This window comes from Blautia faecis, from assembly GCF_027662325.1.
Lineage (GTDB): Bacteria > Bacillota > Clostridia > Lachnospirales > Lachnospiraceae > Blautia_A > Blautia_A faecis.
In genome coordinates, this window is record NZ_JAQDKY010000058.1 from 1 (window position 1) to 15366 (window position 15366).

The following is a 15366-nucleotide window of genomic DNA, read 5'->3' on the forward strand; positions in this document are numbered from 1 at the left end:
CAGGGCTTTGTCTACAGTCTGAAATCCTCGCCAGAGAGCGGGGATTTTTTTCTGTATAAACAAGTATTAAATGGAATAAAAAAGACAGGCCGCAGCGGACCTGTCTTTTTGAAACTTCAGATGACAGAAAATCAGCAGATGCCCTGAGCTTTCATAGCATCTACAACTTTCTCAAATCCGGCGATGTTAGCACCGGCAACATAGTTGTCTTTCATACCATAACGCTTAGCAGCGTCATCAGCTTTGTGGAAGATGTCTACCATGATTCCATGAAGCTTCGCATCAACTTCCTCTGCTGTCCATGAAAGTCTCATGGAGTTCTGGCTCATCTCAAGAGCAGAAGTAGCAACACCACCAGCGTTAGCTGCTTTACCAGGCATGAACAGAACACCGTTCTCCTGGAGATAAGTTGTAGCATCAAGAGTAGTAGGCATGTTCGCACCCTCAACTACATATTTGCAGCCGTTTGCAACAAGTGTCTTAGCACCATCAAGAGCAAGCTCGTTCTGGGTAGCACATGGAAGGTATACATCACATTTGATGTTCCAGATTCCGGTACCTTCTGTGTAAGAAGCACCCTCAACACGGTCTGCGTACTCTTTGATACGTCCACGTTTTACTTCTTTGATATCTTTCACAATGTCAAGCTTGATTCCTTCCGGATCATAAATATATCCGTTGGAGTCACACATAGCAACAACCTTGCCGCCAAGCTGCTGAGCTTTCTCTACAGCATAGATTGCAACGTTTCCGGATCCTGTTACGATGAATGTCTTTCCATCAATAGAATCGTTATGTGCTTTCATGATCTCATCAAGCATATAAACAACACCATATCCGGTAGCCTGTGTACGGATCAGAGATCCGCCGTAGGTAAGTCCTTTACCTGTGAGAACACCCTCGTATAATCCGCGGATTCTCTTGTACTGTCCGAATAAATAACCAATCTCACGTCCGCCTACACCGATATCACCAGCCGGAACATCAGTGTCAGCACCGATATATTTGGAAAGCTCTGTCATGAAGCTCTGGCAGAATGCCATAACCTCTCTGTCAGATTTGCCTTTCGGGTCAAAGTTGGAACCACCTTTACCACCACCGATTGGAAGTCCGGTAAGGGAGTTCTTAAATGTCTGCTCAAATCCAAGGAATTTTAAGATACCCTGGTTTACTGACGGATGGAAACGAAGACCACCCTTATAAGGTCCGATAGCGCTGTTAAACTGTACACGATATCCCTTGTTTACCTGAACAACGCCCTTGTCATCTACCCATGGAACGCGGAAGGAAATGATTCTTTCCGGCTCTACAAGACGCTCCAGAAGGGACATGCTGCGGTATTCTTCTTCATTTTTGTCAATTACGACCTTCAGGGAATCCAGAACTTCCTTTACTGCCTGGTGAAATTCAGGCTCACCTGGATTCTGTGCTACGACTCTTTCGTATACTTCTTCTGTGTAAGACATTGTAATTCCTCCTCATCCAGATAGGTGTAAAATTTTTTAACGACGCTATTATACACTAAAGTGCTAAAAATGAAAAGAGTTTTTTTCATATTTCCAAAAATTTCATTAAGGCTTGCGAAAATGAGCCAAATATGAGATGATAGATAGCAAGAAATACATTATGCCGGAGCAGGAAAAAGACAGATATGCCGGACATAAGTAGTAAGATGAGGAGTGAAATAAATGAAAACATTCGAGAAGTCCAGTAAACTGGATAACGTACTTTATGATGTGCGAGGACCGGTAGTGGATGAAGCGGCCAGAATGGAAGAGGATGGAATGGAGATTCTGAAGCTGAATATCGGCAATCCATATCCATTTGGATTTTCTGCACCGCAGGAAGTAATTCTGGACATGCTGAGCAATATTCGTACCTCTCAGGGATATTCCGATTCCAAAGGAATCTTTTCCGCAAGAAAGGCCATTATGCAGTATGCCCAGCTTCGAGGAATTCCCGGGGTTACCATGAGTGATATTTATACAGGTAATGGTGTCAGTGAGCTGATCAATCTCTGTATGCAGGCACTTCTGGATAACGGGGATGAGATTCTGATCCCTGCACCGGATTATCCTTTGTGGACAGCTACTGCGACTCTGGCAGGTGGAAATGTAGTTCATTATATTTGTGATGAGCAGTCTGAATGGTATCCGGACATTGATGATATTAAGAGCAAGATCACAGACAAGACCAAAGCGATTGTTATCATTAATCCGAATAACCCTACAGGAGCAGTTTATCCCAAGGAGATCCTGGAGCAGATCGTGCAGATCGCAAGAGAGCACGAGCTGATCATTTTTTCAGATGAGATATACGACCGTCTGATCATGGATGGCTATAAGCATACTTCTATTGCATCCCTTGCACCAGACGTATTCTGCGTTACTTTTTCCGGACTTTCCAAGTCCCATATGATCGCTGGTTTCCGTATTGGATGGATGATCTTAAGTGGTGCCAAGAATAAGGCGAAGGGGTATATTGAAGGTATTAACATGCTTTCCTCCATGCGTCTTTGCTCCAATGTTCCGGCCCAGTCCATTGTACAGACTGCACTTGGTGGATACCAGAGTGTAAATGAGTACATTCAGCCAGGCGGAAGAGTTTATGAGCAGAGAGATTTTATCTACAAGGCACTCAATGACATTCCGGGAATCACAGCCGTAAAGCCCAAGGCTGCGTTCTATATTTTTCCGAAGATCGATACAGAAAAATTCAATATTCACAATGACGAGCAGTTTGCTCTTGATTTCTTACATGAGAAACAGGTGCTTCTGGTGCCGGGAAAGGGCTTTAACTGGAATTGTCCTGACCACTTCCGCGTAGTATATCTGCCGAATGTGCGTCAGCTGGAGAAGGCTATGGACAAGCTGAAGGATTTCTTGTCCACCTATAAACAGCGATAAGAAGATAATAAAACAATGGCAGTCACAGATTATCCATTTACAATGCCGGAGCAGAAGCATCCGCTTCTGACTCTGACAGCATTAATAATTGAGGGAGGAACGGATTATCGGACGGATTAAAAAGAAAGGAGTTTATTTGAATGACAGGATTTAAGATGAAAGTAACACCGGAAATAGAGAACCTGACGGAGGTTTGCAAGGAGCATTCCAGCCTGGATCTGTCTCTTTATCAGAAATACGATGTAAAGCGAGGGCTTCGCGATATCAATGGTAAGGGCGTCCTGGCGGGTCTGACGCAGATTTCCAATGTATGCGCCACGAAGGTGGTTGACGGCAAGGAAGTGCCCTGTGCGGGCAGTCTTTCCTACAGGGGATATGACATCAAGGAGTTGACCAGGGGATTTATTGAAGATGACAGATACGGCTTCGAAGAAACTACCTATCTTTTACTGTTCGGCAAGCTTCCGAATGAGGAGGAACTGGAGGATTTCACCAAGCTTCTGGCGAACCAGCGCTCCCTTCCTACGAATTTCGTAAGGGACGTTATCATGAAAGCACCGTCCAAGGACATTATGAATGCCCTGTCCAGAAGTGTGCTTACACTTTATTGCTATGACAAGGAGCCGGATGATATTTCCCTTCCGAATGTACTGAGACAGTGCCTGAATCTGATCAGTGTATTTCCTCTTTTATCTGTTTATGGATATCAGGCTTACAATCACTATGTATGCGGCAAGAGCCTTTATATTCACAATCCGAAGAAAGAGCTTTCCACAGCGGAGAATATCCTCCGTATGCTTCGCCCGGATAAGAAATATTCCCATCTGGAGGCGAAGATCCTGGATCTTGCCCTGATCCTTCATATGGAGCATGGCGGTGGTAATAACTCTACATTTACTACACACGTTGTTTCCTCATCCGGAACAGACACTTATTCTGCAATCGCAGCAGCTCTCGGTTCTCTGAAAGGTCCGAAGCACGGTGGTGCCAATATTAAGGTTGTAAGTATGTTCCAGGATTTGAAGAAGAATGTGAAGGATATTTCTGACGAAGAGGAAGTAAGAGAGTATCTGAAGAAACTGCTTCGCAAAGAAGCTTTTGATAAGAGAGGTCTTATTTATGGTATGGGACACGCGATCTATTCGGTATCGGATCCCCGTGCCCAGGTACTGAAAGGCTTTGTTGAGACTCTGGCCAGAGAAAAAGGCCGTATGAAAGAATACAATCTCTACGCGATGGTAGAGCAAATGGCTCCGGAGGTTATCGCCGAGGAGCGCCATATTTACAAGGGTGTCAGCGCAAACGTGGATTTTTACAGCGGTTTTGTTTACAGCATGCTGGATTTGCCTCTTGAGCTGTATACACCGATTTTTGCAGTGGCACGTATTGTGGGCTGGAGCGCCCACCGAATGGAAGAACTGATCAATACAGACAAGATCATCCGTCCGGCTTACAAGAACGTTCTGGCTCCGGCTGTATACGTACCGCTTAAGGAGCGTGAATAAGAATGACAGTGAAGCATCAGTCTTCCCTGGTCCTGGAGGGCGGGGGAAGCAGGGGAGTATTTACAGCAGGGGTTCTGGATTATCTTATGGAAAAAGAGGTGAAATTCCCATATGTGGTGGGTGTTTCCGCTGGTTCCTGCAATGCTCTTGATTATGTATCCTGGCAGCCTGGAAGGACCAGAGACTGCATGATCATAGAGGATAAGGCAAACAGCTATATTGCTACTAAGGAAGCTCTTAAGAAGCATGAGCTTTTTGACATGGATATGCTGTTTGACAAATATCCAAATGAATTGTTTCCGTTTGATTTTGATACTTTTTTTCAGTCAGATACGGAGTGTGAGCTGGTAGTGACCAACTGCCAGACTGGTGATGCGGAATATATGACTGAGAAGCATGACAGACGTCGCCTGATGGATATTGGAAGGGCTTCTTCCAGTATTCCCGTTGTAAGTCCCATGGTAGAGATTGACGGTGTTCCTTATCTGGATGGCGGCATTGCAGATTCGATTCCCCTGATCCATGCCATGGAGAAGGGATATCGAAAGAACGTGGTGATCCTTACCCGAAATATGGGTTACCGCAAGAAGAAACCGGGAAAGAGCACTCCGCTTTATGTGGCTGCATTTCGGCATTACCCGGAATTTTTGAACACTTTATATAATCGTTACCGCAGCTACAACCGGACTTTGGAGCTTCTGGAAAAATGGGAGAGGGAAGGACATATTTTTGTCATCCGCCCGGAAATTCCCACTGTGGGGCGTGCGGAGGCGAACAAAGAGAAGCTGATGGCGTTTTATCAGCATGGTTATGATGTGATGAAAGACCATTATGAGGAACTGCAGGCGTACCTAAGCAGGTGACGGGATCCTGACAGAACCTCTTGGAAAACAGGCGCGAGGTCATGTGAATACATGATTTCTGTGCATTGCAAAGCGCGTTGCCGGAGTCTGTTTGAAAAATCATTCCCGCAATCTGTATTACCATAGAAAATAAAAGAATTAAAGGATGTAACAGAATGTTTGAACGCTTTTTTCCAGATAAATATCTGGATTCAGCATATGTAGTCAACTATGAAAAACTATACCAGGAGGGATACAGGGGGATTTTGTTTGATATCGACAATACCCTGGTTCCTCATGGGGCACCGGCAGATCCGGAAGCTGTCCGGCTTTTTCAGAAGCTTCGTGACATTGGCTTTTCCTGCTGTCTGGTGTCAAACAACAGGAAAAAAAGGGTAGAACCCTTTGCCGCTTCAGTAGGCGCTCAGTTCATTGAAATGGCTGCCAAGCCGTCCAGAAAAGGCTATGAAAGGGCCATGGAGAGACTTGGAACGAACACAGGGAATACGGTCTTTATCGGAGACCAGCTTTTTACCGATATATGGGGGGCTAAGAATGCTGGCCTTCGTAATATTCTGGTAAAGCCGATCAATCCCAAGGAAGAGATCCAGATCGTGCTGAAGCGCTATCTGGAGAAAATTGTATTACATTTTTATACCAAGGAGGAGAAGAATTCATGAACCATATTGTGGTGATCGGATTTATGGGGTCTGGCAAGACAAGAGTGGGGAAACGTCTGTCCAGTGACCTGGGACTGACATTTGTGGATGTGGACAAGGTGATCGTTAAGAAGATGAACATGTCCGTAAAGGAGATTTTACAGAAATTTGGAGAGCCATATTACCGTGCTCTGGAAACTATGACTGTGAAAGCTCTGATTGAAGATAAAGAAAGAAAAGTGATTTCTCTTGGCGCAGGTCTTCCGGTTCAGGAGCAGAATGAGCAGTATATTAAGCAGCTGGGTACAGTTGTTTACCTGAAGGGGTCTGCTGAGACTCTCCGCAAGAGGCTTGAGGGAAATAGCAATCCTCTTCTGGAAGGCGAAAATCAGGATGAAAAGATCAAAAAGCTTCTGAAACAGCGTGATCCGATTTATCATAAATTTGCAGATATTGAAGTTGTGACAGGAGTGAAGCCTTTTGAGGAACTAATCAAGGAAATTGAAGGACAGCTTCCGTGAATACAAAAGTATTTTGCCATAATATATGGGAAAAACAGGAAAATTTGGCTGCATATGAAAAAAAGTAGTTGAAAAAATGGTACATATATAATAAAATATTTCTAGTCATAAGCACTATAAGGAGGAAAAATTAATTATGATTTCAGCAGGTGATTTCAGAAACGGTGTCACAGTAGAAATTGATGGCAACGTTTGTCAGATCGTAGAATTCCAGCACGTTAAACCGGGTAAGGGAGCTGCTTTCGTTAGAACCAAATACAAAAATATTATTACAGGATCCGTGTTAGAGAAATCTTTCCGTCCTACAGAGAAATTCCCTACAGCACGTATCGAGCGTGTTGATATGCAGTATCTCTACAGCGATGGCGGATTATATTACTTCATGAACGTAGAGACATTTGACCAGGTTGGTCTTACAGAAGAGCAGGTTGGCGATTCTCTTAAATTTGTAAAAGAGAATGAGATGGTTAAGATCTGTTCTCACAATGGCAATGTATTCGCTATTGAGCCTCCGTTATTCGTTGAGCTTGTAGTTACAGAGACAGAGCCAGGATTCGCTGGAAATACAGCTCAGGGTGCTACCAAACCGGCTATCGTTGAGACAGGAGCACAGGTAATGGTTCCGCTGTTCGTTAACCAGGGCGACAAGCTGAAAATCGACACCAGAACAGGCGAGTACCTGTCACGAGTATAAATAAATAACTGCGGAGCAGTTATTTATTTATGAGCAAGTAGCGGATGCGGATTGCGAATATCCGTTCTAAATCGCATAAGCTGTTTATTTATGTGCCATCGGCGTATGCCGGTGGCACATTTTGTTAATTTCAGACACATTTTATAAATTATTGTATACCCAAAATAAGGAGGAGCACAAATGGAATATACAACACTTGGAAAAACTGGTCTTAAGATTTCCCGTATGGGATTTGGCGGAATCCCCATCCAGAGAATTGACGCGGAAGGTACTAAGAAATTAATGCAGCAGCTGGCAGAAGAGGGGGTAAATTATATCGATACAGCCAGAGGCTACACGGTCAGCGAGGAGTATCTTGGTTATGCCCTTGAAGGAATTCGTGACAAATTTGTAATTGCCACCAAGAGTATGGCAAGAACCAGAGAAGCCATGGAAGCAGACATTGAGAAGAGCCTTGGCAATCTTCGAACCAATCACATTGACCTGTATCAGGTACACAACCCAAGCATGGAACAGCTGGACACTGTTATAGGTGAGGGCGGTGCCTTGGAGGCTTTATTGGAGGCGAAAGCAGCCGGTAAAATTGGTCATATCGGTCTGACTGCACATTCTACAGCTGTTTTTGAGCGCGCACTGAATCTGGACTGGGTGGAGACAATCATGTTTCCATATAATATCGTAGAAAACCAGGGCGACGAGCTGATCCGCAAATGTCAGGAGAAAAATGTGGGCTTTATTGCCATGAAGCCATTAGCAGGTGGTGCAATTGAGAATGGCACTCTTGCACTTCGTTATGTCTGTTCTAACCCGGCTGTTATTGTGGTAATCCCGGGAATGGCAGAAGTATCTGAACTGGAAGAGAACATTAAGGCATGCTCTGACACAGCACCTCTTACAGAGGCAGAGCTTGCAGAAATGGAACAGATCCGCCATCAGCTGGGCACCAATTTCTGCCGTCGCTGCAATTACTGTGCGCCATGTACGGTTGGAATCAGCATCCCAAGCGCATTCCTTTTCGCAGGATATCTGGAACGCTACAATCTGGCTGACTGGGCGAAAGACCGCTACGGCAGCATGGCAGTGAAAGCTTCTGCATGTGTGGGATGCGGCAAGTGCGAGACAAGATGCCCATATCATCTGCCAATCCGGGAAATGCTGAAGAAGGTTGCAGAAGAATTTGGAGAATAATAAAAACTGCCCTGTGCGACTCCAATGGTTTTTCAGATAATTTTGCAAAAAAAAGAAAAAATGTATTGACTCTATAGTAACTATATAGTTTACTATAAAGAAGCCTTAAGAAAACCTTATAGCAACTACAAAGTTGCGGATAAGAAAAATAAGTGATACTGACCACGGAGTGAACAGTATCGAATACACGAAAACAGGATCTGATCAAGGAGGATTATGATGAAAAAACTGGTGGTTATGGGATTAGCAATGGCAATGACAGCGGCTATGGTAAATGGTGTATGTGCTCAGCCGGTACAGGCAGCTGATGGAGAAGGACTGAAGGTAGCACTTTTACTTTCCGGAGCAGCAAATGACCAGGGCTGGAATCAGACAGCATACGAAGGAGCACAGAAAGCCTGTGAGAAATACGGATACGAACTGGCTTACACAGAGAACCTGGAAGTTGCTGATATTTCCGCCGCTTTTGCTGACTATGCAAGTGCAGGTTATGATGTGGTAATTGGTCACGGATATGAGTTCGGTGATCCTGCACTGGAAGTTGCAGAGACCTACCCAGACACCAAATTCATCTGCACAGAGGCTGACGCTTCCGCTGACAACGTAGCTTCCTACGTTATGGCATGTGAGCAGACCGCTTATGTAGAAGGAATCATTGCTGCTTCTACTTCTGAGTCTGGTAAACTTGGCGCCATCGGACCGATCCCTGGAGATTCCCTTGTAAAGATCATTAACGGATATGAAGACGGAGCAAAATCCGTAAATCCTGATATCGAAGTTCAGACAGCCTGGACAAACTCTTTTGTTGATACACAGCTTGCACAGGAAGCTGCAAAAGCTATGATCGACAATGGCGTAGACGTAATCAAGCATTGTGCAAATGCTTGCGGAAACGGTGCAATGACAGCAGCTGTTGAGGCTGGAATCTGGTGCCAGGGCGATTCTTACGATCAGAGCTCTTTAGCACCTGACAATATTCTTGATTCTGCAATTTACAATCTTGATGTTGTAATTGATACTGCCCTTGGCAGCGTTGCAGACGGAAGCTTTGAGGGAGATGTTTACAACCTTGGTATGGCAGATGGCGCAGTAGAAGTTCTCCTTTCCGACAATCTTTCCGATGATGTGAAAGCAACTGCACAGGATGCAATTGATAAGATCGTTTCCGGCGAGCTTGAAGTTGAGCGCGACTACACAATGAGACAGTAAGAAATCGGATTTGTAACCGCGGATTGAGATATCTGTTTTTATAAAAATGGCTCGCAATCTGAAATCCGGCAACTGATTGTTCAAAGACAAATGAAGCTGAAATGGAGGAAAGTTATCAATCAGTCAGTGGAGATAACCTTCCGAAGTTTCAGCTTTTTAAAACACTTTAATTATACGAGAAAAAGGAGAAAACCATGTCTCTTCTTCAAATGAAACATATCTGTAAATCATTTTCCGGCGTATATGCAAATGAGGATATCAACCTGACAGTAGAAAAAGGTGAGATCCATGCTCTCCTCGGTGAGAACGGAGCCGGAAAGACCACACTTGTTAATATTATATTTGGTCTTTACACTGCAGACAGCGGTGAAATTTTGTGGAAAGACAAGCCAGCGGATTTTGCCTCTCCAAGGGAAGCTATCGATGCAGGCATTGGAATGGTCCAGCAGCATTTTTCCCTGGTAAATAAAATGACAGTTCTGGATAACATTGTCCTGAATCTGAAGGACAACTCCTTTTTCCTGGACAGAGCTGCTGCAAAAAAGAAGCTGACTGATCTGGCAGAAAAATATGGACTCTATGTGAACCCGGATGCTGTGATCAGTGATCTGTCAGTGGGAGAACAGCAGCGCGTGGAAATCCTGAAAGCCTTATACAGAAACGTAGAACTTCTGATTCTGGATGAGCCTACTGGCGTGCTTACTCCTCAGGAGACCACACAGTTTTTTGACGTTCTCCGTAATCTGAAAAAAGAGGGCTATGGAATCATTATCATCACCCATCGTATGAGCGAGATCATGGCAATCAGTGACAAGGTCACCATTCTTCGGGATGGCAGACAGGTGGCAGATCTTGTGACAGCAGACACCAATCCGGAAGAACTGTCTGCATATATGATCGGACGGGAGTTGAATGAAGATTATCATATAGAAGGTTCTCCGAAAAAAGATATTATGCTGGAATTGAAAAATGTGTCCAATCATCACAGGAAACACAGCCGTCATAAGCTTGAGAATATCAGCCTTACCATTCACAAAGGGGAAATCCTTGGAATTGCCGGTGTGGAAGGAAACGGACAGAAAGAGCTTGCTGAGGTGATCACCGGAATTCAGAAAACAGGTGAGGGCGAAATTCTTCTGGACGGACAGAATCTGGCAGGAATCAATATCCGCGGACGTTATGAAGCAGGCGTTTCCTATATTTCGGAGGACAGATTGTCAGACAGTCTGATCACCGGAATGAACATTTCAGAAAACCTTGTTCTCCGGGAATATGGGAAGCTTCCATTTGCAAACCATTCTATTATAAACAAAGCAGCTATCCGTAAAAATGCAGCAGAAAAAATGAAACAATATCAGGTGCGCGCATCCGGAAAGTCGGGGATTGATACGCTTGTAAAGCTTTTGTCAGGTGGAAACCAGCAGAAGCTGATCATAGCCAGAGAGCTGAACGATCATGCAAAAGTGATCGTGGCAAGCCAGCCTACCAGAGGTCTTGACATCGGTGCTACAGAATTTGTCCGTCAGCAGCTTATAGATCAGAGAAATGCAGGAAAAGGTGTTATGCTGATCTCTGCAGACCTGGAAGAAATTATGGCGTTAAGTGACAGGATCGCAGTGCTTTTTGGTGGAAAAATCGTGGGAATCCTGAATAGAGAAGAAGCTACTGTACAGAAAATCGGCCTTCTCATGGGCGGAATTTCAGAAGAGGAGGCAAGATAATGGAGAAGGAAAAAAGAACAAGAGGGATTACAGATGTACTTCTGATTCTTGTGATTACAATTCTGGCAGGTACGGTTTTGATCCTTGCATGCGGCGCAAGCCCGATGGAAGCATACGGTCTTTTCTTCCGTGGAATCTTTGGAACACCTGCAGGATTTGCAGAAATTTTTGTAAAAGCATGCCCGCTGATCCTTACAGGTCTTGGCTGCGCAGTAGCATATCGTACCGGCTTTTTCAACATTGGTGCAGAAGGACAGTTTTATGTAGGGGCTATGGCAACTACCATGGTAGCTCTGAACTGGACGGCTGTTCCGGGAATACCAAGAATTATCCTTTCCCTGGTAATCGGATTTCTGGCAGGTGGCGTGTGGGCGCTGATCGCAGCAGTGTGCAAAGCGAAATTCAATATTTCCGAAATTATTGTCACTATTATGCTGAATTATATTGCAATTAATTTTCTTGGCTATGCAGTCCGTTCCTTCCTGATGGACCCGGAAGGAAATGTTCCCCAGTCTGCGAAAATTGACAAAGCCGTACAGCTTGGAACCCTGATTCGTGCAACCCGTTTTCATGCAGGTATTCTGATCGCAATCATCTGTGTACTTGTAGTATGGTTTTTCCTGGAAAAAACAACTATGGGATACGAATTGAAGGCAGTTGGGCTGAACAAACGTGGAAGCACCTGCAACGGTATTTCTGTTATGAAAAATATTGTGCTTTCCGCCTTTTTAAGCGGCGGACTTTCTGCAGTGGCAGGTGGAATCGAGGTTCTTGCCATTCAGAAAAAGCTTCTGGAGGGAATCTCCTCAAACTGTGGCTATACGGCTGTTTTGATCGCACTTGTGGCATTTAACAACCCTATTGGCGTATTCTTTGTGGCAGTGCTTTATGCAGCAATGCAGGTAGGTGCAAGCTCCATGCAAAGACAGCTTGGAGTACCGTCTGCAATCGTTAACATTCTAATCGGTCTGGTTGTTGTTTTGATCCTGGGAAGAGAACTGTTCCATTTCAAAAAGAGACAGGCAAAAGTTGGAAAAGGAGGAAATGCGTAATGCTTCAGCAGATTTTCAGTTTAAGCTTTATGACGGCTTTTCTGGCCGCAGCAGTTCGTCTGGCAGTGCCGCTTATGTATGGCGGAATTGGTGAGACCATTGCGGAAAAATCCGGTATTCTGAATATCGGAATGGAAGGTGTTATGCTCAGTGGTGCATTCTTTTCCTTCGCCGGTGCCTGGTATTCCGGCAATCTGTTTGTGGGACTTCTGTGCGGTATGGCAGGAGGACTTATAGTCAGTCTGCTTCACGGACTTCTATCCATTACGCTGATCCAGAACCAGTCTGTATCCGGTCTTGCCATCAACATGCTTATGCTTGGCGTCACCAGCTTTTTGTTTAAATTAATGTCAAATGGACAGGGCTATCAGCAGATCGAGACATTCCCAAACATTGCCATTCCAGGATTGTCAAAGATTCCGCTGATCGGAGATGCATTTTTTAACTGTGATTTCCTGACCTATATCCTTTATGTGCTCCTGATCCTGACCTGGATTTTTTACAAAAAAACCAATCTGGGACTGTCCTTTATGGCAGTAGGAGAGCACCCGCGTGCAGCAGAATCAGCAGGTATTCAGGTGAAAAAATACCGCTGGATCGTGATGGTGTTCAACGGAATCCTTGGAGGAATCGGCGGTGCATATCTGGTACTGGTACAGCTTGGCGTTTTTACGGAAAATATGATTTCCGGCCGTGGCTATATTGCTCTTGCTACAGTGATTCTTGGACGATACACACCTTTTGGAATGTTTGGAGCCGCTCTTTTGTTCGGAGCAGCCAATGCCCTGCAGATTCGTCTTCAGACCATCGGCGTATCCATTTCTCCGTTCCTTCTGGCAATTTTGCCATATGCGCTGACCCTTATTGCAATGCTTGGGGCTGCCGGAAAGAACAGTGAACCAGAAGCTCTTGCTAAGCCTTATGTAAAAGGCTCAAGATAGGAGTATCTATGGCAAATAAAGAGTATCTGAACGTAAATGAGCTGGCGACCTTATTCGGATTGAACGTGCAGACCCTGCATTATTATGACAAAATCGGAATTCTGAAGCCCAGCTACAGAGACCCGAAAAACGGATACCGGAAATATCGTTTTGATCAGACTTATAAGCTTGCATCCATCCGCTATATGCGAAAACTGGGCTATTCCATTGAGGCAGTCCGGGATTTTCAGGATACGAAAAGCCCTGATGAGGCGCTTAAAAGATTGAAGGAGCGTTCCGCAGCCATTCATGCCCAGTGGGAAGAGATGATGCGGATCGACCATGCAATTTTGCGAAAAATACAGTTTATTGAAGACTCGAAAGAGGAAATTGATTACGAAAACATTCAGGTGGTGAAATATCCGGAGCGAAAATATATTCCCATTGGAGATGAAGAGGAGCTTTATGCAGGCGAATCCTTCTACTTTTATCCAACCATTGTCTTTTATGGGGAAAATAGCAAGGAATTTGGAGCGCTTCTTACAGATGCTATTCCAGAGGAAAATGCGGAGATACGCACGATTCCTGCAGGAACCTATGTAGTGGGGTATCACAAAGGGGCATATGAACAGATTCAAGACAGCTTCAAAAGGATAAAGGAATGGGGACGGAATCTGAATCTGGAGGATACCATTCTGGCACTTAATATCATCGACCAGTTTGTGGAACAGGATAATGATAATTATTCTACCAGAATTGAGATCAGGATTGCAGATACAAAATAGAGGAAAAGCTACGCGAGAAAGAAAAAATGCAATGATTAGGAATGTGAGGGACAAAAAATGGCAGTAAAGATTTATCACGGAGATATTTTGTTTACACCGTCAAAAGACAGGTTAGAGATTCACGAAAACAGTTATATAATTGTGGAAGATGGAGTGGTTTCACAGATTTGTGAAAAGATTCCGGAACAGTATCAGGGCGCAGAGGTTGTAGATTACGGCGATAAGCTGATCATTCCGGCTTTTTCCGATCTTCATGTACACGGAGCCCAGTATGTACAGAGAGGAATCGGTATGGGCTGTCTGCTTTCCGACTGGCTGAATAATTATACGTTTCCGCAGGAATCCCGTTTCCAGAATATGGAGTATGCGAAAAACTGCTACGACGCATTTGTAGATGATATGCTCCGCCATGGTACTTTCCATGCCAATGTTTTTGCAACCATTCACCGTGAGGCCACAAACTATCTCTTTGATAAAATGGAAGAGAAAGGCATGTATGGTTATGTGGGTAAGGTGAATATGGACTGCAATTCCCCGGAATTTCTCACCGAGACCACAGAGGATTCCCTGAAGGAAACAGAGAAGTATCTGGCAGAACATGAGGGCAGCAAAAAGGTGAAAACCATTCTGGCTCCCCGTTTTGCCCCGACTTGTACCAAGAAGTTGATCGATGGACTTGGCAAGCTGGCTGCAAAATATCATTGTGGTGTGCACACCCATCTGGTGGAGTCTCTGTGGGAGGCACAGGAAGCTCTGAATCTGTTTCCGGGCTATAGTTCTGACGCAGAAATTTATGAGCGCGCAGGTCTGATGGATCACGGTCCGTCTATTTTCGCCCATGTTATTTTCCCAACTGAGGAAGATAAGCGGATTCTGAAAAAACATGGAAGCTTTTCTGTTCACTGCCCGGATGCCACTGTGAATATTATTGCAGGAATTATGCCGCTGCAGCATATGGAGGCTGAGGGACTGAAAATTGCCATGGGAACCGACATTGCCGGTGGCCACGGAATCGGCATCTACCGCCAGGTTGCAAGAGCCGTACAGTTATCCAAGCTGAAAGAATTCTACGAGCCACAGGAGAGTAAGACCATTACTATTACACAGGCATTCTATCATGCAACCAAAGAGTCTGGAAGTGTATTCGGTAAGGTTGGTTCTTTCGAAAAAGGGTATGCATTTAATGCCCTTGTGATCGACAATATGGAAGATCCATGGACCAAAATGACGGCAGAGGAGAAACTGGAGCGTTTCTGCTACATCGGAGATGACCGGAATATTAAGGCCAGATATATTGATGGGGAGCTGTTGGAGCAGGAATTTTAGAAATTTGCTATTTAGTGTGTTGGTCGTTATCCCGGACG

At 44.7% G+C, this 15366-nt stretch carries 14 protein-coding genes; 13 read left to right on the forward strand and 1 reads right to left on the reverse strand.

Annotated elements, in window-relative coordinates; genetic code table 11:
• Nucleotides 1-131: 131 nt before the first annotated feature.
• Nucleotides 132-1466: an NADP-specific glutamate dehydrogenase gene (gene gdhA / locus PGQ38_RS17890; protein WP_118583930.1), complete on the reverse strand. Its 1335-nt coding sequence runs from the start codon at nucleotides 1464-1466 to the stop codon at nucleotides 132-134.
• Between the two features lie 222 nt (nucleotides 1467-1688).
• Between gdhA and PGQ38_RS17895 the strand changes: the two genes are divergently transcribed.
• The 13 genes from PGQ38_RS17895 (at nucleotide 1689) to PGQ38_RS17955 (ending at nucleotide 15328) form a co-directional block, all read left to right on the forward strand.
• Nucleotides 1689-2906, forward strand: coding sequence for an aminotransferase class I/II-fold pyridoxal phosphate-dependent enzyme (locus tag PGQ38_RS17895; RefSeq protein ID WP_148461853.1), 1218 nt, complete (start codon nucleotides 1689-1691; stop codon nucleotides 2904-2906).
• Between the two features lie 140 nt (nucleotides 2907-3046).
• The gene (locus tag PGQ38_RS17900) at nucleotides 3047-4411 is read left to right on the forward strand and encodes a citrate/2-methylcitrate synthase (protein ID WP_148461852.1); all 1365 of its coding nucleotides are present in this window, start codon (nucleotides 3047-3049) and stop codon (nucleotides 4409-4411) included.
• A 2-nt stretch (nucleotides 4412-4413) separates the two neighbouring features.
• Nucleotides 4414-5274 (forward strand): patatin-like phospholipase family protein, encoded by an 861-nt coding sequence (locus tag PGQ38_RS17905; RefSeq protein WP_148461851.1) that lies wholly within the window; start codon nucleotides 4414-4416, stop codon nucleotides 5272-5274.
• Between the two features lie 155 nt (nucleotides 5275-5429).
• Nucleotides 5430-5933: a YqeG family HAD IIIA-type phosphatase gene (locus tag PGQ38_RS17910; protein WP_148461850.1), complete on the forward strand. Its 504-nt coding sequence runs from the start codon at nucleotides 5430-5432 to the stop codon at nucleotides 5931-5933.
• Nucleotides 5930-6433, forward strand: coding sequence for a shikimate kinase (locus tag PGQ38_RS17915; protein ID WP_148461849.1), 504 nt, complete (start codon nucleotides 5930-5932; stop codon nucleotides 6431-6433). The genes PGQ38_RS17910 and PGQ38_RS17915 overlap by 4 nt, the downstream gene beginning before the upstream one ends.
• A gap of 136 nt (nucleotides 6434-6569) precedes the next feature.
• A complete protein-coding gene (efp, locus tag PGQ38_RS17920) occupies nucleotides 6570-7127 on the forward strand; it encodes an elongation factor P (protein ID WP_118583940.1) in 558 nt (185 codons plus the stop codon).
• Between the two features lie 180 nt (nucleotides 7128-7307).
• Nucleotides 7308-8315 carry an aldo/keto reductase gene (locus PGQ38_RS17925; RefSeq protein WP_270432950.1) on the forward strand — a complete coding sequence of 336 codons (1008 nt, stop codon included), beginning with the start codon at nucleotides 7308-7310 and terminating at the stop codon, nucleotides 8313-8315.
• Between the two features lie 249 nt (nucleotides 8316-8564).
• The gene (locus PGQ38_RS17930; RefSeq protein WP_408611572.1) at nucleotides 8565-9524 is read left to right on the forward strand and encodes a BMP family protein; all 960 of its coding nucleotides are present in this window, start codon (nucleotides 8565-8567) and stop codon (nucleotides 9522-9524) included.
• A 194-nt stretch (nucleotides 9525-9718) separates the two neighbouring features.
• Nucleotides 9719-11245 (forward strand): ABC transporter ATP-binding protein, encoded by a 1527-nt coding sequence (locus PGQ38_RS17935; protein WP_204453579.1) that lies wholly within the window; start codon nucleotides 9719-9721, stop codon nucleotides 11243-11245.
• Nucleotides 11245-12297 carry an ABC transporter permease gene (locus PGQ38_RS17940; RefSeq protein WP_187566159.1) on the forward strand — a complete coding sequence of 351 codons (1053 nt, stop codon included), beginning with the start codon at nucleotides 11245-11247 and terminating at the stop codon, nucleotides 12295-12297. The genes PGQ38_RS17935 and PGQ38_RS17940 overlap by 1 nt, the downstream gene beginning before the upstream one ends.
• Nucleotides 12297-13238 carry an ABC transporter permease gene (locus tag PGQ38_RS17945; protein WP_173719435.1) on the forward strand — a complete coding sequence of 314 codons (942 nt, stop codon included), beginning with the start codon at nucleotides 12297-12299 and terminating at the stop codon, nucleotides 13236-13238. Before PGQ38_RS17940 ends, PGQ38_RS17945 begins: the two co-directional genes overlap by 1 nt.
• An 8-nt stretch (nucleotides 13239-13246) precedes the next feature.
• A complete protein-coding gene (locus tag PGQ38_RS17950) occupies nucleotides 13247-14002 on the forward strand; it encodes a MerR family transcriptional regulator (protein ID WP_270432955.1) in 756 nt (251 codons plus the stop codon).
• Between the two features lie 57 nt (nucleotides 14003-14059).
• Entirely contained in the window at nucleotides 14060-15328 is a 1269-nt protein-coding gene (locus tag PGQ38_RS17955; protein WP_270432958.1) for an amidohydrolase family protein, read from the forward strand.
• Nucleotides 15329-15366 lie beyond the last annotated feature (38 nt).

What these genes read in the sequence shown, in the direction of transcription:
- gdhA (WP_118583930.1), bottom strand. Translation starts at nt 1,466, where the DNA reads ATGTCTTACACAGAAGAAGTATACGAAAGAGTCGTAGCACAGAATCCA.
- PGQ38_RS17895 (WP_148461853.1), top strand. Translation starts at nt 1,689, where the DNA reads ATGAAAACATTCGAGAAGTCCAGTAAACTGGATAACGTACTTTATGAT.
- PGQ38_RS17900 (WP_148461852.1), top strand. Translation starts at nt 3,047, where the DNA reads ATGACAGGATTTAAGATGAAAGTAACACCGGAAATAGAGAACCTGACG.
- PGQ38_RS17905 (WP_148461851.1), top strand. Translation starts at nt 4,414, where the DNA reads ATGACAGTGAAGCATCAGTCTTCCCTGGTCCTGGAGGGCGGGGGAAGC.
- PGQ38_RS17910 (WP_148461850.1), top strand. Translation starts at nt 5,430, where the DNA reads ATGTTTGAACGCTTTTTTCCAGATAAATATCTGGATTCAGCATATGTA.
- PGQ38_RS17915 (WP_148461849.1), top strand. Translation starts at nt 5,930, where the DNA reads ATGAACCATATTGTGGTGATCGGATTTATGGGGTCTGGCAAGACAAGA.
- efp (WP_118583940.1), top strand. Translation starts at nt 6,570, where the DNA reads ATGATTTCAGCAGGTGATTTCAGAAACGGTGTCACAGTAGAAATTGAT.
- PGQ38_RS17925 (WP_270432950.1), top strand. Translation starts at nt 7,308, where the DNA reads ATGGAATATACAACACTTGGAAAAACTGGTCTTAAGATTTCCCGTATG.
- PGQ38_RS17930 (WP_408611572.1), top strand. Translation starts at nt 8,565, where the DNA reads ATGGCAATGACAGCGGCTATGGTAAATGGTGTATGTGCTCAGCCGGTA.
- PGQ38_RS17935 (WP_204453579.1), top strand. Translation starts at nt 9,719, where the DNA reads ATGTCTCTTCTTCAAATGAAACATATCTGTAAATCATTTTCCGGCGTA.
- PGQ38_RS17940 (WP_187566159.1), top strand. Translation starts at nt 11,245, where the DNA reads ATGGAGAAGGAAAAAAGAACAAGAGGGATTACAGATGTACTTCTGATT.
- PGQ38_RS17945 (WP_173719435.1), top strand. Translation starts at nt 12,297, where the DNA reads ATGCTTCAGCAGATTTTCAGTTTAAGCTTTATGACGGCTTTTCTGGCC.
- PGQ38_RS17950 (WP_270432955.1), top strand. Translation starts at nt 13,247, where the DNA reads ATGGCAAATAAAGAGTATCTGAACGTAAATGAGCTGGCGACCTTATTC.
- PGQ38_RS17955 (WP_270432958.1), top strand. Translation starts at nt 14,060, where the DNA reads ATGGCAGTAAAGATTTATCACGGAGATATTTTGTTTACACCGTCAAAA.